The following is an 18,902-nucleotide window of genomic DNA, read 5'->3' as shown; positions in this document are numbered from 1 at the left end:
CCCATTACCTGACTTCTCCTGCCTCCCTTGGGGGTGCGCTTGTGCTTGCGCTCGCGTGCCTGCCCGGCATGGCCATGGCGCAGAGCATGGATGCCGACGCAGAGCTTGAGGAACTGATCCCCGATTCGGCGATCTCCGATCCCGAAAGCTGGGCGATGGACACCGAGGCTGCGAACACGCCCACCACCGACGACATCGATCCGGCAAGCGAGCTGGACGATGACGGATTCACGCTAGACTGGCCGGAGGATTCTGATTTCGAGGTCACGATCGAGGACCTTGAGATCGATCCAGAGCTTGAGGGCCTGTTGAACTGGCGTGACGATCCGCCTGCGCGCGATCTTGCCTTGCCCGGCATGACCGAGCGGCAGGACGAGAACGAGAGCGCGCAACTGGTCGAAAACAAGATCTCGGGTCGCATCACGTTCAACTATCCCGAAAGCTTCTCCGAATTCTCCGAACTTGATGGTTTCATCGCGCGGTTTGAGGGGCTGTCAGACATCAAGAACCTGCGCGATGGTGACGACAATCTCGCGCAGGTCGCCAATCGCGCGCAGGCCGACAGCGAATTGCTGACCGAAATGCTCTCGGTCTACGGTTTCTATGATGCGGAGGTGCGTCAGCGCGTGCGGACCCCGCCGGAAAGTCAGGGTTCGGGCCCCGATGGCGGGGTCATGGCCAAGGACGCGACATTCGTGTTCACCCTCGATCCGGGCGAACGCTACAAATATGGCGCGGTCGAGCTTCCGGGGCTTGAAAAGACTGGCGACGATTATGACGCGCTGCGTGCCGATTTCGAGATCCAGCCCGGCGATTACATACAGGAAGACCGGATCGTTACCGAACGCATCGATTTGCAGATTGCGCTGGGCGAAACCGGATATCCGTTCGTCGATCTGGGCGCTCCCGAGCTTTTGATCGATCATGAGCGGGACGAGGGCGATTTGACGCTGGAAGTGACGTCGGGCGGCAAATATGATTTCGGCAATATTGTCAGCGGCAGCCCCGATTTCCTGTCGGGCAAGCATCTCTCTGAAATTGCGCGCTTTGATGAAGGCGATTCCTATAAAGCCAGCGATGTCGACGATTTGCGAGAGGCGATCCTTGCCACCGGTCTCGTTTCCAGCCTTTCGATCGAACCGGTCGAAACGACCGCGCCCACCGATGGCGAGCCGGGGACGGTGGACGTCGCTGTCGAGATGACGCCCGCACCCTTGCGTACGATTTCGGGGTCGCTGGGCTATGGCACGGGCCAGGGTTTCACCGCGACCGCTGCGTGGGAGCACCGCAATTTCTTCCCGCCCGAAGGCATGCTGCGCCTTCGGGCCATTGCGGGCACGCAGGAGCAACTGGCAGGCGCGACCTTCCGCCGCAACAACTGGCACGGGCGCGACCGCGTACTGACGCTGGATGTGTTCGCCAACACCATCGACCGCGATGCCTATGAGGCGCGCACGGTTTCGGCGATCGGCAAGTTCGAAAAGCTTTCCACGCTGCTGTTCCAGAAAAAGCTGGCATGGTCGATCGGGCTCGAACTTGTCGCAACGCAGGAACGCGAAGGGACCCTGGATGGCGAGGTCGGCCCGCGCGAGACCTATTTCGTCGCCGCGCTGCCGGGGCAGGTCACGCTCGATTATTCCGACAGCCTGCTCGACCCGACAAAGGGCTGGCGCATCACCGGCTTCATCTCGCCCGAAACCTCGCACACGAATGGCAATCAGTCGCAATATGCGAGGAGCTGGATCGAGGGTCGCTATTACCAGCCGGTCAGCGACAGCCTTGTCATCGCGGGTCGCGCGAAATTCGGCACGATACAGGGCACCGCCATCGACAATGTCGCCCCTTCGCGCAGGCTCTATGCCGGTGGCGGCGGGTCGGTACGCGGCTATGATTATCAGGGCATCGGCCCGCAGAACGATGTCGGCGATCCGACAGGCGGGCGTTCGCTGTCTGAATTCTCGCTGGAGGCGCGCTATCGCACCGGGCTGCTGGATGGCGCGGTATCCATCGTGCCTTTCATCGATGCGGGCACGGTCGATACCGGCACCACGCCTGGCGTGTCGAACCTGCAATATGGCGCTGGCATCGGCATGCGCTATCACACCAATTTCGGGCCACTGCGCGTCGATCTGGCAACGCCTTTGAATCCGCGTCCGGGTGATAGCAGGATCGGTGTCTATATCGCGCTGGGGCAGTCGTTCTGATGGCCGAGCACGAAACCGACATGCCCGAAGCGACGCATCATGACGCCGCACCGGCGAAAAAGAAGCGCGACTGGGGCCATTACTGGCGCACGCGTATCATCGGCGGGATCGTCGGGCTGCTGCTGCTGCTGGGTCTGGGCGTCGTGCTGCTCGACAGTCCGATCGGCCATCGCTTCATCGCCAATTCGCTGGCTGATTACGCGCCGGCTTCGGGCCTGAGGATCGAGGTTGGCCGCATTGACGGTTCGATTCTTGGCGATGCGCAATTGACCGATGTCGCCTTTTCCGATCCCAAGGGCGAATTCCTTCGCGTGCCTGAAATGGAGCTCGACTGGCGACCGTTGAAATGGTTCACCAGCGGGCTTTACGTGAAAAAGCTGGTCGCACGGCGCGGCCATCTGATGCGCATGCCCGAGCTGAATTCCAGCGATGAGGACGCGCCGCTTCTTCCCAATTTCGACATTCGCGTCGACCGGCTGGAAATAACCGACCTGCAGGTGGACGAGGCCGTCGCCGGGTTTGAGCGCAAGATCGACCTCTTCGCCAGCGCCGATATCACCGATGGCCGCGCGAAGATTGATCTCAACAGCGAGCTGGGCGGAGAGGATCGCCTGTTCGCGAAGCTTGATGCCGACCAGAACGGCGATGTGCTCGACCTGATGGTCGATTACAATGCGCCCGCGGGCGGCCTGCTGGCGGGCATGACCGGGGCCGAGGAAGACCTGCAGATCAACATTGGCGGCAAGGGCAGCTGGACCGAATGGAAGGGCGGGGCGCTGGTGCGCCAGGGCGATAACGAGCTTGTCACCATGCAGCTCACCAAGAAGGAAGAGATCTACGGCCTGTTGGGCCAGGTCCGTCCGCGCGCTTATGTTTCGGGCACGGCGGCCGATGCATTGGGCGAGGTGGTCAGCCTGCGTTTTGATGGCACGTTCAAGGACAGCGTGATCAATGGGCGCACGGTCTTGGCCGGCGATGCGGTCAAGGCCCTTGCCAATGGCGCGGTCGATCTTGACGGCAACAGGTTCGATGGCTTCTCGGTCAGGGCGATCCTGTCCGATCCCGGCCTGCTTGGCCCCGACATCCGGGCAGAGGGGCTGGCCGCACGATTGGGGCTGGACGGTGAGTTCCGCAAGGACCTCGCCATCGCCTATCGCGTGACGACAGACCGTTTCGCGTCGGGCACGACGTCGATGACCGGGCTCAGGGCCGAAGGGACCGGCAACTGGAACGGCGAGCGGCTGCTGCTGCCGTTGGACGCCACGGCCAGCACCATCCGAACGGGCAGCGAGATGGTCGACCCACGCCTGCGCAATGCGCGTCTGACGGCGACCGTGACCTATTCGGGCGACAAGCTGATCGCACCCGATATAGCTTTCGACTCCTCTGGAGCGGGTGCACGGCTGGCACTGGATGGCAATGTCGCCACGGGTGATTACCGCATCACCGGGCCGGTCATCGCCAATGGCGTCGCTTTCGACGGGCTGGGCAGCGCCAATGCGCGCGCCAATATCGATGCGCGGCTGACCGCATCGGGCTATTCGCTTTCCGCCAAGGTCGACGGTCGCATGACCCGCGTCACCAATGACACACTTGCCAATTACGTCGGCTCACCCATTCCATTTACCGCCGATGTCACCTTGTCGAGCGATGGACCGGTCCTGATCCGCAGCGCCGAGGTCAATGCCGAGAAGCTGACGCTGGCCATCAGCGGCGAGCAGGCCGTGGATGGCACGGTAAAGCTGTCTGGCAAGGGCGAGCAGGAAACCTATGGCCCCTTCACCGTCGATGCGACCATTGATGGCAAAGGCCCGCGCGCCGAACTTGTATTTGCCGATCCGCTACCCGCCGCAGGGCTGCAGGATGTACGCGTCGCGATCGCGCCGAGCGAGGACGGTTTCCTCATCGATACCGACGGGCAGTCGATGCTGGGCGAATTCACCGGCAATGCCGAGCTGATCTCGCCCGCGGACGGACCGACGCGGATCGCGATCAGCGCGCTGACCGTTAGCGACACGACGTTGAGCGGTGATCTGACGGTCGAGGAGAACGGCGTCGCGGGCGAGCTTGGCCTCACCGGCGGCGGCGTGTCGGGCGACATCCTGTTGACGCCAAAGGCCGAAGGGCAGGGCCTCGATACCGATATCATCCTGCGCGATGCGCAATTCACCGGAGACCCGGTCATCGGAGTGCGGCTGGCGCATATCAGGGCCAATGGGGTGATCGGCGATGCGGCCACTCTGGATGTCGCGATCAATGCGCAGGGCATTTCGCGCGGCGACATGTTCATCGGGCGTTTCGCTGCCGAAGGGCACCTGGAAGATGGCACCGGAACCTTCCGCGCCAATCTTGCGGGCCGCCGCGGCAGCCGTTTCCGCATGCGCCTTGCCGGCGAGGTTTCGGGCGAGCGTATCCAGGTTGCGGCGCGCGGTCGATATGCGGGCAGGGCGATTTCCATGCCGCGCGCGGTGGTGCTGCTGCGCGACGACAATGGCTGGACCTTGCAAAAGAGCCAGATCAATTTCGCCGGCGGCAAGCTGCAGGCAGAAGGGCGTTTCGGCACCCAGACCGACGCGACCGTGCGCGTTCTCGACATGCCACTCGACGTGGCGAATCTGTTCGTCGAGGATCTGGGGCTGGGCGGCGCCGTGTCGGGCGTGGTCGAATATCATTCGAGTCCCGGCGCTGCGCCAACGGGCCGGGCACGGCTGCTGCTGAACGATCTGACGCGTTCGGGCCTTGTTTTGACATCGCGCCCGGTCGATCTGGCTCTGGTCGCCGAACTCAGCGGCGGTGACATGCAATTGCGCAGTGTCATCCGTGACGATGCCAGCCGCACAGGGCGGCTTCAGGCGCGTATCTCGGACATGCCGGCCGCTGGTACGCTGGTGGAGAGATTGAGTGCCGGGTCTCTGTTTGCGCAGCTTCGATACAAGGGGCCGGCAGAAGCTTTGTGGCGGCTTGCCGCGATCGAGACGTTCGACCTGACCGGCGAGGTTTCCGTCGGCGGAGACGTTCGCGGCACGATCGTCGATCCGCAGATCCGCGGCACCGTGACAGGCGACGACCTGCGCCTGCAGAGTACGCTGACCGGCACCGACGTGACCGGGATCACGGCCAATGGCACGTTCGATGGATCGATGTTCCGCCTTCAGGGCTTCTCCGGCACGTCAGGTAACGGTACGGTGCGCGGCAGCGGTTCTGTCGATTTGTCCAATCTTGCCGAAGGGATAGGGATGGACATCCGCATCGCGGCCAATAATGCGCGCCTGCTTGATCGAGACGACATGGGTGCGACCGTGACCGGGCCGATCCGCATCGTCGCCGAAAAGGGCGTCGGAACCATCGCCGCGCGGCTCGACATGATCGAGGGCAACTGGAAACTTGCCAATACGGACGCGGTCGCGAACCTGCCCAGCATCAAGCGCACCGAGGTCAATATCCCGGCCGACCGCCAGATCGCGATCGCGGCGAGCGAGCCTTGGAATTACGTGATGGACGTCAGGGCGAAGAACCGCTTCGTCGTCACGGGCATGGGCCTCGACAGCGAATGGGGCGCGAATGTGCGGCTGCGTGGCAATACGGATGCTCCGATCATGTATGGCCAGGCCGATCTGGTGCGTGGCGACTACACCTTTGCGGGCAAGCGTTTCGACCTGACGAGGGGACGGATCAGCTTCACCGGTTCCAACCCGCCGGACCCGCGCCTCGATATCGAGGCGGAAGCCGACATCAACGACATCACCGCGACCATCAATATCACCGGCACGGCTTATGAGCCGGAGATCAGCTTCAGTTCGGTTCCGGCTCTGCCCGAAGAAGAGGTGCTCTCGCGCCTGCTGTTCGGCGATTCCATCTCCAACATCTCTGCTCCAGAGGCATTGCAACTGGGCGCGGCGCTGGCTTCGCTTCAGGGCGGGGGCGGCGGGCTGGACCCGATCAACAAGATCAGGAGTGCCATCGGCCTCGATCGCCTGCGCGTTGTGGGCGCGGACGAGGCGCTTGGCCGCGGGACCAGCGTGGCAGTGGGTCAGTATATCGGGCGCAACCTCTATGTGGAGCTGGTGACCGACGGTAAGGGCTACAGCGCGACCGAACTGGAATACCGGATCACGAACTGGCTTTCGCTGCTCGGCACGATCTCTTCGATCAACTATTACAATTCGATCGAGGCGAAGGCGTCGAAGGACTACTGACGAGGCGCGGCCGATCGTCTGCGACGATCACCGATACGAAAAGGCCCGGCGCTCCTTAGGGGAGGGCCGGGCCTTTGCGCTTTATCCGGAGTAGCGATCAGGGCTGTTTCAGCACCGTGTCGATCGGGATCACTACGCCATTGCTGGCAAGGATCGGATCGCCGACCATGCTGGCGCTTTCGCCCTCTTCGTCGGTGATGGTCAGTGTTTCGCCGTCCATGGCGAATTTGATCGTGCCTTCGCCCATGGTGCGGATCGTCACCGGGCCGCCCTGCGCGGTGATGGCATTTTCGATATCGGTCGGCGACAATGCGCCGGGCAGGACATGTTCGCGCAGCACGGCAGCCACGATGGCGCGGCGCGCTTCCTCGTCGGTGTCCTCGCCTTCCTGCGGCTCCAGCACGGCGAAAGCCTCATCCGTGGGGGCCAACACCGTATAGGCGGCAGTGCCGTCGAACACCTGCGCAAGGCCGGTATCCTTCAGCGCATCGCTGACCATGTCGATATCGCTGCCATCGGCCAGCGCGGATGCCAGCGTCTCATTGCCGACTTCCTGCGAAGCAGCGTCGTCTTCTGAGCCCGAGCACGCAGCAAGCGGAACAGCCAGTGCCAAAGCGCCGGCGAGAGCGAGCGAGGAGCGAAATGGGAACTTGTTGGTCATGGGTTTCCTCGTTCGATCAGAGCAGCAGCTGGATGGCGGTCTGGATCAGCTGCGTGGTCGGATCGACCTCGTACACATAGCCGTCGCTGTAACGGTAATAGGCATCCGGCCCGTCGACATACTGGTCACGGTAGCCATAGGGAACGTTATAGACGTCATAGCCCGAGGGCATCGGCTGGCCGACCGAAAAGCTGTCGCCCGTCAGCAGCGCCGCGATCGAGGTGATTGCCGAGCTGGATGGATCGGTGCGATAGATCACATTGTCGGCATAGCGATAGTCGGAGCCGAGCCCGTAATAGCTTTCGTAATAGGGGTCGATCGGCTGCGCGTCATACCAGTTGGGCCAGACATTCCCGACCGAAAGCGCGCCGCCCAAAAGCGGGTAGTAGCCAAGGATCGATCCGCCGCCATAACGCACGAGATTGCCGGCGTAATAGCGATAATCGCCCGATGCGAGACCCGGCAGGCCCCACCAGTCGGCATTGTCATAACGGTAGCTTCGGCGGCTATCGAGGCCGGGCGGGGTGCAGCCATTGTTCTTTTTTGCAAGACCCGGAGGGCAGCCGTCGATAACACCCGCCGAGCGGATCAGCCGGTCATTGTCGCGGAAAATATAGCCGGCGCGCTCAACGGTTCGTGCGGGGTCTATCGCGACGCGGGTGCTTTTCCCCCCGTTGCCGTTGCGATCCCCGTTTTGGCCTGTGACGAAACGGTCGTTGCCATTTCCATTGTCACCGCGATTCGCATTTCCATTGGCTTGGGCGCCATTGCCGCCATTGCCGCCATTGCCGCCATTGCCATTGCCATTGCCATTGCCATTGCCATTGCCATTGCCATTGCCCGGATTACGATTGGCACTACCGCCAGCATTGCCGTTCCCATTACCGGGATTGCCACGAGTGGCATTCTGGCCGGAATTGCCCTTGTCGGCGGAATTGCCCTTGTTGGCGGCATTGCCGTTACCGTTACCGTTTCCCCCACCATTGCCGCCGCCGGGGTTGCCCTGCGCCTGGGCGTTGCCGCCGCCGTTGCCTCCACCATTGCCATTGCCATTACCCTTGCCTTGCCCCTGCGCCTGTGCAGCGGTGGCGGCGAGGGCCAGCGAGGCGACACTGGCGATGAGGGTCTTGGCTATGGTGCTGTTTTGCATGATCTTCCGGCGTTGCTGAATGGGCTCGTGGGGTGGGAACGCCTCGCAACGGTCCCTGTTCCGATCAGCGCCGACCCGGAAGTGTTACGACCGGCTGGCCGGTAACGCATAAGGAAAGGCGCGGGAAGGTTTCCCCTCCCGCGCCTTCTTGCCTGTACCGGCGGTACGGCCCGCGTTGAACGGGGCCGGAGCCTGTGCGCTTACGCGCTGTAGTACATGTCGTATTCGACCGCGCTGGGCGTGGTTTCGAAGCGCATGACTTCTTCCCACTTCAGCTCGGCATAGGCGTCGATCTGGTCCTTGGTGAACACGCCGCCTTCGAGAAGGAACTCATGGTCGGCTTCAAGGGCCAGGAGCGCTTCACGCAAGCTGCCGCAGACGGTCGGAACCTCGGCCAGCTCTGCCGGCGGCAGGTCATAGAGGTTCTTGTCCATGGCGTCGCCCGGGTGGATCTTGTTCTTTATCCCGTCGATGCCGGCCATCAGCAGGGCCGCGCTCGACAGATAGGGGTTGGCCAGCGGATCGGGGAAGCGGAACTCGACGCGCTTCGCCTTTTCGCCTGCACCGTAAGGGATACGGCACGAAGCCGAACGGTTGCGAGCCGAATAGGCCAGCAGCACGGGTGCTTCGAAGCCCGGCACCAGGCGCTTGTAGCTGTTGGTGGTCGGGTTGGTGAAGGCGTTCAGAGCCTTGGCGTGCTTGATGACACCGCCGATATAATAGAGGCAGGTGTCCGACAGGCCGGCATAGCCATTGCCCGCAAATGTGTTCTTGCCATCGTTCCAGATCGACATGTGGGTGTGCATGCCGCTGCCGTTGTCGGCCTTGATCGGCTTCGGCATGAAGGTCGCGGTCTTGCCATAGGCCTGAGCGACCATCATCACGACATACTTGTAGATCTGCACGCGGTCGGCCGTGGTGGTCAGCGTGCCGAAAGTGATGCCAAGCTCGTGCTGGGCCGAGGCCACTTCGTGGTGATGCTTGTCCATCGGCAGGCCCATCTCGACGAGGGTCGAGACCATCTCGCCGCGGATGTCCATGCAGCTGTCGACCGGCGGCACGGGGAAATAGCCGCCCTTGGCGCGCGGACGGTGGCCGAGGTTGCCGGCTTCATATTCCTTGTTGGTGTTGCCGGGCAGCTCGATGTCGTCGATCTTGAAGCCCGAGCCATCGTAGCCGTCATAGAACTTCACGTCGTCGAACATGAAGAATTCCGGCTCCGGGCCGACATAGACGGTGTCGCCAAGACCGGTGGTCTTGAGGAAAGCTTCGGCGCGCTTGGCGGTCGCGCGCGGGTCGCGGGCGTACAGCTCACCGGTCGAAGGCTCGACGATGTCGCAGAACAGGATGAGCATCGGGGTAGCCGAGAACGGCTCGACATAGCATGCTTCGAGGTCGGGCTTGAGGATCATGTCCGACTCGTTGATGGCCTTCCAGCCCTCGATCGACGAACCGTCGAACATCAGGCCCTGCTCCAGCTCGTCCTCGCCCAGCGGGGCGGCGAGCATCTGCAGGTGCTGCCACTTGCCCTTGGGGTCGGTGAAGCGAAGATCGACCCATTCGATCTCCTCGTCCTTGATCTTCTTCAGAATGTCCTTTGCAGAGGCCATTTTTGATCCCTTTCGTGGATGAACCCGGCGGTGACTGACCATGCCGGGGGATTGCAGATTTGTTGGGGCCAGAGGACCTCGACGGCCCGCTGGCCGGAACCTCAGATCGCGTCGGCGTTCTGTTCGCCGGTGCGGATGCGGATCGCCGTCTCGATGGGCGAGACGAAGATCTTGCCATCGCCGATGCGGCCCGTCTGGGCGGCATTGGTGATCGCCTCGATCACGCGGTCGACGGTTTCCGAAGGAACGACGACTTCCAGCTTAACCTTCGGCAGGAAGTCGACGACATATTCGGCGCCGCGGTAAAGCTCGGTATGGCCTTTTTGCCTGCCGAAACCTTTCGCCTCGGTCACGGTGATGCCCGATACGCCCACTTCGTGGAGAGCTTCCTTCACTTCGTCCAGCTTGAACGGCTTGATGATCGCTTCGACCTTTTTCACGGCTTCTCGCTACGCCCCCACACTCTCTTCGTATGCATGGCAGCGCCAGAATGGCCGACTGCCGCGGCAGGGTGCCAGCGATGCCGCATGCGCCATGGAGTTCATGGTGCAGTGCAAGAATCGTGACCCCCGTTACACGTGAGAGCCTAGGCGCTTGGAATGGGCGCGAAAAGGGGCGGATTAACGAAACGGCCGGGATTTTGCTGCTATTTGCGCAAGATAGTTGCGTGATGCGCAACCCCGTGTTCATCAATTACGCACGCACTGCCCAAATATTGGGCAGTGCCGCATGATTAGGCGAACGATGCCAGCCGCAGGCCCTCGGTCTCCGGCAGGCCGGCCATGAGGTTCAGGTTCTGCACCGCCGCACCCGATGCCCCCTTGCCCAGATTGTCGAGCCGGGCGGCAAGGCGCACCTGGCTGCCATCCTCGGCGCCGAACACGAATAGTTCGAGGCAGTCACTGGCAGGCAGCGATGCGCGCAGCAGAAGTTCCGACATGGCTTCGCTCGATACCGAGACCAGCGCGCTGCCGGCATAGAAGCTGGAAAGGGCATCGCGCATCGCGGCCGCATCGGCGACGCGCATGCGCATCGACTGCATGGCGGCGACGGGGATCGGCACCTCGACGATCATGCCGCGATAGGCATCGACCACGGCGGGCGCGAACAGCGGATCGTGGGCCAGCCCTGCAAGCGCCTTCATCTCGGGGATGTGCTTGTGCCCCATGGCAAGGCCGTAGTCGCGAAAAGCGATACCGTCGCCTGCGGCATCGGCGCTTTCAAACCGCTCGATCAGCGCCTTGCCGCCGCCCGAATAGCCCGAGACGGCGTTTAGCGTGTAAGGCCAGTCGGCAGGCAGCAGTCCATCGGCCACCAGCGGCGCGACAAGCGCGAGAAAGCCGGTGGGATAGCAGCCCGGATTGGCGGTGAAGCGCGAGGCGGCGACCTTGTCGCTGCCGACCAGCTCGGGAAAGCCATAGATCCAGCCGGGCGCGGTGCGGTGCGCGGTCGATGCGTCGATCACGCGCGTCGTATCGTTGCGGATCATGGCGATCGCAGCGCGGGCCGCATCGTCGGGCAGGCACAGCACCGCGATATCGCAATCGTTGATCGCCTCGGCCCGGGCAGCATCGTCCTTGCGCTTGTCGTCAGAGAGAATGATCAGCGAGATATCGGGGCGATCGCCCAGCCGCTGCGCGATTTCGAGCCCGGTGGTGCCTGCGGCGCCGTCGATGAAAACGCTGGTGGTCATGCCTTGGCGTCCTGCGCTTCCAATGCGTCCAGCGGCACATAGCCGACCGGGCCGAACTCGCCCTCTGCATCGCCCATGATCATGCCCCATGCGTGGCTGCCCGCCATGTCGAGCACCGCGAAGATCCCGCCCTCGGACAGGGCGCCGACCGGGCGCGCATCGCCCGCGATGCTTTCCATCACCGGCACCGCCATGGTCGCGCGATGCGGCATCGGCACGGCGTAATGCGGCACGAACACCTTGCCCGCCAGAGCCACATGCGCAAGGTCGCCGCGCACCGGGGTCATGGCCGGATCGGGACGCTGGCTCGGGCCCGAAAGGGCAAAGGATTTACCGGAAAGCGGAAAGGCGACAGTTTCGGTCAAGGGTCTGGTCTGTTCTGATCTTGGATCTATTGGGTCAAATTCGGCTCCGCGCGCTTAGACTGCCCATCACGTTTGGGCAAGTTTTCCGCCGCGCGGCCATGGCAGGAAGGTCATCATGGCAGACAAAGGTTTCGCCGTGCTTTACCGCTGGACGATCGAGCCGGGGCATGAAACGCAGTTCGTCGAACGCTGGAAAGAAACGACTGGGGAATTGCGCGACCTTCACGGCGGCCTCGGGTCATGCCTGACGCGCGAAGCCGGGGGCGATTATGTCGCATTCGCACGATGGCCCAGCCGCGAAGTCCGCGACCGGGCCATGGAGCAGCGAGTGACGTCAGAGCGTCCCGCCTATGTACTCTCCTTCACCCAGACGGAGCTAGCGGTCGAGACCGACATGCTCGTGCCTGTCAAAGGCAAGGATTAAAGCGCCAGCTGCGCTTCCACCTCGCGCAGCTTGATGCGGGCCAGCGCCAGATTGGCGCGGCGGCGATCCAGCGCGACATAGACGAACATGCCCTTGCCCGACGCATCGGTCAGCGGGCGCAGCAGTTCATACCATTCGCCCAGCGTGATCAATATGTCCTCCACATCGTCGCCAAGTCCGACATGCTTGAGCATCTTCAGCTCGGCGCGCATCACCTCGGTATTGCCCGCGGCGGCGAGGTCGATGTCGGCCCCGCCATTGAGCTTGCCCACGGTGGCGAGCGCCATGCCGCTCATCTCATCAATGACGGCGGCAGCCATCGCGCCATCGATATCCATGCATTCGGCCAGCTTTTCTTCCAGCGAGGCGGGTTGTTCGATCGTTGCCATTGTTCGGTTTCCTTGCGTTCGGTTCCGGCCGTTTGCGTCCCTGGCCGGTGAATGTCGTTGATTGCGGATCAGACCAGCGCGGCGCTGCAGCCCAGTGCCTGGTTCATGCGGTCGGACAGGCGCTGCGCGTCAAAGCCCACGGTGCTGGAGGAGAATTTCTCCGCCGTTTCATGCAGCGCGGCGAGATTGTCGCCCAGCCGGTCCAGCGTGCTGGTGAGCGTGGGGAGGATGTCGCCCATTTCATGATCGAGGCGGAACTTCTTCACCATCTCGACCCAGCGGCCCAGCAGCAGCCCGGTCTTGCGAAGATTGCTCTCGGCAAGCGCTACTTCGCCGACCATCTCGGCCACTTTTTCGCGATCCTCGCCAAGGCTGGTCTGGAGCGAGGCGACACCGCCCGACAGCACCGAGATCAGCGATTCGGTGGCATGGGCCGAGGTTTCGGGGTCCTCCTTGCCGTCGATCGTGGCGATGGCGAAGCGGCACACGGTTTCCGCCTGCATCTGGCCCAGCCCGACATGAAAGCGCAATTGGTGGCGCAGCGCGCACATGGCGTCGGCATGGGTCAGCACGGTGCGCATGGTCTCCGCGACCTGATGGCACTGCTGTTCCAGCGCCGGGGTGGCGCTGGCGAGCACCGGGGCATCGTCCTCGTTGGCGCGGGCGATCTCGCCGGCCTTGGCCAGCGTTTCTTCCAGCGCGCCCAGGCTGTCGAGCGTCTGGCTAACCTGCATGTCGAGATCCGATGCCAGCGCATCGGCGTTGGAAAGGTCCCCGGCCAGGGCCGCGATCAGCCCCTCCATGTCCGCAACCGAATCCAGAAGGACACGATTGTTTCCGCTCGCACCGGGCCGGGACGGTACGGCTGCGCCTGCTGCCGCTCGGGCAGAGATTTCGGCAGGCAGGCAATCGGCCATGAACTCGTCATAGCTTTCATAGCCAAGTGTCTTCAGTTCCTCGATCAGCGCGCTTTCGCCGATGCGCGCTGCCCGCGCCGGGCTTTCGCCCTTGTCCATCACGCCTATTTCGATGGCGCGCACGCGCTGATAGATTTCGGCGACCAGCGTCCGGACATGATCGTTGCACGGGCGCGAACGCACCGAGATATAGCCGCCCGCCATCGGGGTGACCGTGGCAAAGGCCCAATAGCTCGACCCATCGCCGGCAAGGTTCAGCACATAGGCGCAGATCGGTTTGCCGCGTCCGATCATCTCCCACATCAGGCGGAATACGCCGCCGGGCATGTCGGGATGGCGGATGATATTGTGCGGCGCGCCGATCAGCTGTTCGCGCGCTGACCGCGCATAGTCGCAAAACACGCGGTTCGCCTGCGCGATCACGCCCTTCTTGTCGGTGGTGGAGAAGAAAAGGTCGTCTATGCCGACCTCGTGAAAATTGCCGTTTGGAGATGTCATGGTTTCTGCCCTTTCGTTTCCGCGGTGGGAACGAGGGGCTGATTAGGCTCGCAGGTGCAGCACGGGCTTTGACCGATCACAATGAATTGGCCGTTAAGCCTATGAGTTCAGGCCCGGTTTACCCGATGTCTTAGTGCTTCGCAGTGGTAAAGTTGCTGCTAACCAGGCAAGTGCCTGCCCCCGCAGCATCCCGGCTGCGGGGCGACATTAGCAATTTTTCCGGCGCTCAGCCGTAGCGCTTCTTCAACATGTGCCACGCCGCGCGCAGGCCAAGGGCCGCACCGCCCTTGGGCCGGCCCGGCTTGGCCGCAGGGCGCCACGCGAAAGTGTCGAAATGCGCCCACTCGATATCCTCGCCGACGAATCGGTCGAGGAAAAGCGCTGCCGTCGTCGCCCCGGCGAAACCGCCGCTGGCGGCATTGGCCATGTCGGCGATGTCGCTTTTCAGCATGTCGCGATAACCGTCTTCCAGCGGCAGGCGCCATACGGCGTCGTCATTCGCCTTGCCCGCGGTCAGCAGTTCTTCGGCGGTTTCGTCGCGGCGGGTGAACAGGCCGGGAAGATCGGGGCCCAGCGCCACGCGCGCAGCGCCCGTCAGCGTGGCGAAATCGATGATGAGTTCGGGCGCATCCTCGCTCGCCTTCGCCAGTGCATCACCCAGGATCAGACGACCTTCGGCATCGGTGTTGGTAACCTCGACCGTCAGGCCCTTGCGGGTCTTCAGCACGTCGCCGGGGCGAAAACTGTTGCTGGAAATCGCGTTCTCAACCGTGGGGATGAGGAGGTGCAGCCGCACCTTCAGCCCGCGTTCCATGATCAGGCGCGACAGTGCGAGGGCGTGGGCGGATCCGCCCATGTCCTTCTTCATCAACAGCATGCCCGATGACGGCTTCACGTCGAGACCGCCGGAATCGAAGCTGACCCCCTTGCCGACAATGGCGATACGCGGCGCGTCCCTGGGGCCCCACTCCATCTCGACAAGGCGGGGCGAATGTTCGCGCGCGGCGGCGCGGCCGACGGCGTGGATCATCGGATAATCGCTTGCCAGCGCATCGCCGCGCACGACACGGAAATCGGCGCCATGCTTCTCGGCCAGTTTCTTCGCCTCGGCCTCGATGTTTTCCGGCCCCATGTCCTCGGCGGGCGTGTTGACCATGTCGCGCACGAGAGCGGCAGCACCGGCCTCGGCGACGGTCTCCTCGATTCGGGCGACCTCGCCAGTCAGCAGGACGCGAGGACCCTTGGCGTCCTTGTCCTCGCGGTAGCGGGTGAAGCTGTATTGCGCCGTCTGCCAGCCAAACAGGGCAGGGCCGGGCTCACTGTCGGCCAGACGATAGGTGCCTGCGGGCAGCACCTCTGCCAGCTTGGCCATGCACCAGCTCGACAGATTATCCACATCGGCAACGCCGCCCACGGCGAACCAGCCGGGCCCGTCCTTTCCAGTGTCGGGGACGATGGCGGTCTGGTACCCCTTGCCCGTAAAGCCCTGAGCTTCCAGTGAAGCGCGTTGCGGGCCGGAAAGCTGGCGGGACCACTCCTCGAAACCGTCCTTCGAGACGAGGTGGATGGGAATCGCGTCCTGTCCGCGATCGGGCTGGATCAGCACTGTGTTTTCGGTCATGCTCATGGCTCTAACGTGCGGTCGTGCCGCATGGCGAGTGAAATTTCGCCGAGAGGAAGGGATGATGTCTGCACTACGCCTCGCGATGGTCTGCGTTCCCCTGCTGCTGACCGCCGCTTGCGGTTCTGCCGATGAGGCGGTGGAGGCGGATCCGGCGGGCGCGGTAGGCGAGACCGCTGTGCGCGGCCCTGTCCACCAGCGCGCGCAGGAGCGGATACAGGCCGGAACCGAAACCCGCGCCAGCGACCTCTCGATCGAGAACGACGATTACAAGTTCCGCTATGCCTGGCCGCAAGAGGCCGACGACATACCCGCCCTGAAGGATGGTCTGGGCGCGGAACGCGACACTCAGAAAGCAAGGCTGGAGGCCGAAGCGGCAACTGGGCGCAAGGAAGCTGAAGGGAATGATTTTCCCTACCATCCGCTGGTATTCCTCAAGCAGTGGGACGTGGTCACGGACTTGCCGCGTTTCCTCTCGCTCTCGGCGGAAATCTACACCTATTCGGGCGGCGCGCATGGGATGAGCGTGTTCGACGCGCTGATATGGGACCGCGAGGGCGCGAACGGGGGTAAGGCCCTGAAGCCTCTTGCCATGTTCCGCTCGGCAGCGGCCCTGAACGATGCGGTGCGCGCGCGCTTTTGTGCCCAGCTCGACAAGGCCCGCGCGCGAAAACGCGGTGGCCCGGTCACGCGCAGCGAGGATTCCTTCAACGATTGCATCGAGCCGGTGGCCAACAGCACCGTCATCCTGGGGTCGTCGACCGGCGATAAGTTCGACCGCATCGGCTTTCTGATCCCGCCCTATAACGCAGGCCCCTATTCGGAAGGCGCCTATGAGGTGACGGTCCCGGCCAACGATACCGTGATGGACGCGGTAAAGTCGCAGTATCGGCCCTATTTCGAGCCCTCGTCCTGAGCCGGCGGGAGGCGTTCATGGCGAATGTCATGCTGCGCCAAGTGCCCCCTCGCAAAAAGCGGGGCGCATCGCTACATTGGGCGGCATGACAGAATATCTGACCGTTGACGAAACCGACATGCTGCCGCGCGATGGCAGCATCAAGCTGCACGGCCCCGCCGCCTTTGAAGGCATGCGCAAGGCAGGCCGTCTTGCTGCCGAGATCCTCGATGCGCTGGTCGATGTGGTGAAGCCGGGCGTGACCACGGGCGAGATTGATCGCATCGTGCGCGAGATGACGCTGGACGCCGGCGCGGTTCCGGCAACGCTGGGCTATCGCGGCTATACTCATTCGTGCTGCATCTCGATCAATCACGTGGTCTGCCACGGTATTCCGGGCGACCGCACGATCAAGGATGGCGACATCCTCAATGTCGATGTGACCCCGCTGCTGGATGGCTGGCATGGCGATACCAGCCGCATGTATCTGGCAGGCGATGTGCCGCTAAAGGCGCAGAAGCTGGTGCAGGTGACCTATGAATGCCTGATGATCGGCATCGACCTTGCCAAGCCCGGTGCGCGGCTGGGCGATATCGGCTCGGCGATACAGAAACATGCCGAACGCCAGCGGTACGGCGTGGTGCGCGATTTCTGCGGCCACGGCCTTGGCCGCCTGTTCCATGACGCGCCTGAGGTTGTGCATGCGGGCCGCCCCGGCACTGGCCCCGAACTGAAGCCGGGCATGTTCTTCACGATCGAACCGATGATCAATCTGGGCAAACCGGCGGTAAAGCTGCTGGACGATGGCTGGACCGCGGTGACCCGCGACCGCTCGCTTTCGGCGCAGTTCGAACATTCGATTGGCATTACCGAAGATGGCGCGGAGATCTTCACCCTAAGCCCCGAAGGGCTGGACTGTCCGCCTTATCAGGCCCGTGCCTGACCGAGCTGCAGCATGAAAAACGAAAGGCGGGTTTCGGCCCGCCTTTTTCGTATCTGCGCCGCCCGAATGCGCTGAACCAAAAATCATGCCCCGGCAGGTCTGGCGCCTGCCGGGGCATTCCTCTCCAACGCGTGGGCGGGCGGCCGCCGGATCGTTTCCGGGCGCCCTGCCGATTTCGTGCGCTCAGTCCTCCGGAGCGATGGTGACCTTCATGCCAGCCATATCGTCAGTGATCGGGATCTGGCACGACAGGCGCGAATTGCCCTCGCGGTGATCGGAGCTGTCGAGGAGGTCGTCCTCGTCTTCGCTCATCGCGGGCAGCTTGGCGGAAAAGCTTTCGTCGACATACACATGGCAGGTCGCGCACGAGCAGCAGCCGCCGCATAGTGCAAGGAGTTCATCGAAACCGTTATCGCGGATCGCTTCCATCACGGAAAGGCCGGTCTCGACCTCCACGGTGCGTTCCTCACCTTCGCGGTTAACAACGACAAGGCTGGGCATATTCGGTTTCGTCCTGTGTTCGTGTTGGCCATTTCCGGTACCGGTCAATCTTTACCGGATCCGCCGGTTGGGCGTAACGATTGCTCGCGGCTGCTAGTCGACGAGTCACAAAAACGCAAGAGCCTGTGCAAAATGTGCTGCACTACGAGACGAAAATGAAGAGGCAGAGGGAAGAGTGGGTCTGACGAGTGAACAGATACGCAACGGTCTGGATGCGATCGCCGCGCGCGATCGCTCGGTCGCACGCGCGCTGGCCGAACACGGCTATCCCGCAGAGCGTATCCGGCCCACCGGCTATCGAACCTTGCTGCGCACCATCGTCGGCCAGCAGGTCTCGGTCGCGTCGGCCGATGCGGTCTGGAACAAGCTTACCGCGCATCTGGGCGATGACATACCGCCCGCCGATCTGCTTGCCGCCAGCTTTGACGATCTGCGCGCCTGCGGCCTGTCGCGCCAGAAACAGGGCTATGCCCGTTCGCTTTGCGAACTGGTGCATGGCGGGACGCTCGACCTCACCGCATTGCCCGAAGATGACGAGGAAGCGATTGCCGAACTGGTGCGGATCAAGGGTATCGGCCGCTGGTCGGCGGAGATCTACTTGCTGTTCGCAGAAGGGCGGCCCGACATCTGGCCAGCGGGCGACCTCGCCGTGCAGATCGCGGTCGGGCGGCTGGCGGGCCTGCCCCAAAGGCCGAGCGAGAAGGAAACCCGCGCCCTTGCCGAAAACTGGCGACCGCATCGCGGCGCGGCTGCCATTTTCACCTGGCATATTTATCAAAGCGCGACGCTTTGATGGCGCATATTTATCAAAGCGCAACGCTTTGATGGGGCATAT

At 63.1% G+C, this 18,902-nt stretch carries 16 protein-coding genes; 6 read left to right on the top strand and 10 right to left on the bottom strand.

Annotated features, from left to right (window positions below; all coding sequences use genetic code 11):
* Window positions 1-41: 41 nt before the first annotated feature.
* Both A9D13_RS08290 and A9D13_RS08285 read left to right on the top strand, forming a co-directional pair.
* Entirely contained in the window at window positions 42-2,204 is a 2,163-nt protein-coding gene (locus A9D13_RS08290) for an autotransporter assembly complex protein TamA (RefSeq protein ID WP_229665183.1), read from the top strand.
* Window positions 2,204-6,400, top strand: a complete 4,197-nt coding sequence (locus A9D13_RS08285) for a translocation/assembly module TamB domain-containing protein (protein ID WP_066772401.1) — start codon at window positions 2,204-2,206, stop codon at window positions 6,398-6,400. Before A9D13_RS08290 ends, A9D13_RS08285 begins: the two co-directional genes overlap by 1 nt.
* Before the next feature lie 97 nt (window positions 6,401-6,497).
* Here the strand turns inward: A9D13_RS08285 and A9D13_RS08280 are convergent, their stop codons facing one another.
* The 6 genes from A9D13_RS08280 to A9D13_RS08255 all read right to left on the bottom strand — a co-directional run bounded on the left by A9D13_RS08280 (window position 6,498) and on the right by A9D13_RS08255 (window position 11,879).
* Entirely contained in the window at window positions 6,498-7,061 is a 564-nt protein-coding gene (locus A9D13_RS08280) for a fasciclin domain-containing protein (protein ID WP_066772399.1), read from the bottom strand.
* 16 nt (window positions 7,062-7,077) lie between these two features.
* The gene (locus A9D13_RS08275; RefSeq protein WP_082922217.1) at window positions 7,078-8,211 is read right to left on the bottom strand and encodes a hypothetical protein; all 1,134 of its coding nucleotides are present in this window, start codon (window positions 8,209-8,211) and stop codon (window positions 7,078-7,080) included.
* Window positions 8,212-8,411: 200 nt separating this feature from the next.
* Complete coding sequence (glnA, locus tag A9D13_RS08270; protein ID WP_066772397.1) at window positions 8,412-9,821, bottom strand: type I glutamate--ammonia ligase; 1,410 nt, start codon at window positions 9,819-9,821, stop codon at window positions 8,412-8,414.
* A 101-nt stretch (window positions 9,822-9,922) separates the two neighbouring features.
* Entirely contained in the window at window positions 9,923-10,261 is a 339-nt protein-coding gene (locus A9D13_RS08265) for a P-II family nitrogen regulator (protein WP_066772395.1), read from the bottom strand.
* Between the two features lie 293 nt (window positions 10,262-10,554).
* On the bottom strand, window positions 10,555-11,514 hold the full coding sequence (gene argC / locus A9D13_RS08260) for an N-acetyl-gamma-glutamyl-phosphate reductase (protein WP_066772394.1): 960 nt from the start codon (window positions 11,512-11,514) through the stop codon (window positions 10,555-10,557).
* Window positions 11,511-11,879, bottom strand: coding sequence for a hypothetical protein (locus tag A9D13_RS08255; protein ID WP_066772393.1), 369 nt, complete (start codon window positions 11,877-11,879; stop codon window positions 11,511-11,513). The genes argC and A9D13_RS08255 overlap by 4 nt, the downstream gene beginning before the upstream one ends.
* 115 nt (window positions 11,880-11,994) lie before the next feature.
* Between A9D13_RS08255 and A9D13_RS08250 the strand changes: the two genes are divergently transcribed.
* Window positions 11,995-12,303: an antibiotic biosynthesis monooxygenase family protein gene (locus A9D13_RS08250; RefSeq protein ID WP_066772387.1), complete on the top strand. Its 309-nt coding sequence runs from the start codon at window positions 11,995-11,997 to the stop codon at window positions 12,301-12,303.
* Here A9D13_RS08250 and A9D13_RS08245 read toward each other — a convergent pair.
* From A9D13_RS08245 to A9D13_RS08235, 3 genes are all read right to left on the bottom strand, one after another.
* The gene (locus A9D13_RS08245; protein ID WP_066772385.1) at window positions 12,300-12,692 is read right to left on the bottom strand and encodes a hypothetical protein; all 393 of its coding nucleotides are present in this window, start codon (window positions 12,690-12,692) and stop codon (window positions 12,300-12,302) included. The two genes, A9D13_RS08250 and A9D13_RS08245, sit on opposite strands and share 4 nt — an antisense overlap.
* A 68-nt stretch (window positions 12,693-12,760) precedes the next feature.
* Entirely contained in the window at window positions 12,761-14,107 is a 1,347-nt protein-coding gene (locus A9D13_RS08240) for a hypothetical protein (protein WP_066772380.1), read from the bottom strand.
* A gap of 226 nt (window positions 14,108-14,333) precedes the next feature.
* Entirely contained in the window at window positions 14,334-15,728 is a 1,395-nt protein-coding gene (locus A9D13_RS08235) for a leucyl aminopeptidase family protein (protein ID WP_066773870.1), read from the bottom strand.
* Window positions 15,729-15,792: 64 nt separating this feature from the next.
* Between A9D13_RS08235 and A9D13_RS08230 the strand changes: the two genes are divergently transcribed.
* On the top strand, window positions 15,793-16,644 hold the full coding sequence (locus A9D13_RS08230) for a DUF4163 domain-containing protein (protein WP_229665181.1): 852 nt from the start codon (window positions 15,793-15,795) through the stop codon (window positions 16,642-16,644).
* 85 nt (window positions 16,645-16,729) lie between these two features.
* Window positions 16,730-17,566 (top strand): type I methionyl aminopeptidase, encoded by an 837-nt coding sequence (gene map / locus A9D13_RS08225; protein ID WP_066773866.1) that lies wholly within the window; start codon window positions 16,730-16,732, stop codon window positions 17,564-17,566.
* A 183-nt stretch (window positions 17,567-17,749) separates the two neighbouring features.
* Here map and A9D13_RS08220 read toward each other — a convergent pair whose 3' ends face one another.
* Entirely contained in the window at window positions 17,750-18,067 is a 318-nt protein-coding gene (locus A9D13_RS08220) for a 2Fe-2S iron-sulfur cluster-binding protein (protein WP_066772379.1), read from the bottom strand.
* Window positions 18,068-18,242: 175 nt separating this feature from the next.
* On the opposite strand from A9D13_RS08220, the gene A9D13_RS08215 reads away from it, so the two are divergent.
* Window positions 18,243-18,860, top strand: a complete 618-nt coding sequence (locus A9D13_RS08215) for a DNA-3-methyladenine glycosylase family protein (protein WP_066772373.1) — start codon at window positions 18,243-18,245, stop codon at window positions 18,858-18,860.
* The last annotated feature ends 42 nt before the right edge of the window (window positions 18,861-18,902 follow it).

Origin of the sequence: Croceicoccus mobilis, from assembly GCF_001661965.1 — a bacterium.
GTDB lineage: Bacteria > Pseudomonadota > Alphaproteobacteria > Sphingomonadales > Sphingomonadaceae > Croceicoccus > Croceicoccus mobilis.
This window is presented reverse-complemented; position numbering and strand designations above follow the sequence as displayed.

What these genes read in the sequence shown, in the direction of transcription:
- A9D13_RS08240 (WP_066772380.1), bottom strand. Translation starts at nt 14,107, where the DNA reads ATGACATCTCCAAACGGCAATTTTCACGAGGTCGGCATAGACGACCTT.
- glnA (WP_066772397.1), bottom strand. Translation starts at nt 9,821, where the DNA reads ATGGCCTCTGCAAAGGACATTCTGAAGAAGATCAAGGACGAGGAGATC.
- A9D13_RS08250 (WP_066772387.1), top strand. Translation starts at nt 11,995, where the DNA reads ATGGCAGACAAAGGTTTCGCCGTGCTTTACCGCTGGACGATCGAGCCG.
- A9D13_RS08245 (WP_066772385.1), bottom strand. Translation starts at nt 12,692, where the DNA reads ATGGCAACGATCGAACAACCCGCCTCGCTGGAAGAAAAGCTGGCCGAA.
- A9D13_RS08275 (WP_082922217.1), bottom strand. Translation starts at nt 8,211, where the DNA reads ATGCAAAACAGCACCATAGCCAAGACCCTCATCGCCAGTGTCGCCTCG.
- A9D13_RS08285 (WP_066772401.1), top strand. Translation starts at nt 2,204, where the DNA reads ATGGCCGAGCACGAAACCGACATGCCCGAAGCGACGCATCATGACGCC.
- argC (WP_066772394.1), bottom strand. Translation starts at nt 11,514, where the DNA reads ATGACCACCAGCGTTTTCATCGACGGCGCCGCAGGCACCACCGGGCTC.
- A9D13_RS08220 (WP_066772379.1), bottom strand. Translation starts at nt 18,067, where the DNA reads ATGCCCAGCCTTGTCGTTGTTAACCGCGAAGGTGAGGAACGCACCGTG.
- A9D13_RS08230 (WP_229665181.1), top strand. Translation starts at nt 15,793, where the DNA reads ATGTCTGCACTACGCCTCGCGATGGTCTGCGTTCCCCTGCTGCTGACC.
- A9D13_RS08235 (WP_066773870.1), bottom strand. Translation starts at nt 15,728, where the DNA reads ATGACCGAAAACACAGTGCTGATCCAGCCCGATCGCGGACAGGACGCG.
- map (WP_066773866.1), top strand. Translation starts at nt 16,730, where the DNA reads ATGACAGAATATCTGACCGTTGACGAAACCGACATGCTGCCGCGCGAT.
- A9D13_RS08280 (WP_066772399.1), bottom strand. Translation starts at nt 7,061, where the DNA reads ATGACCAACAAGTTCCCATTTCGCTCCTCGCTCGCTCTCGCCGGCGCT.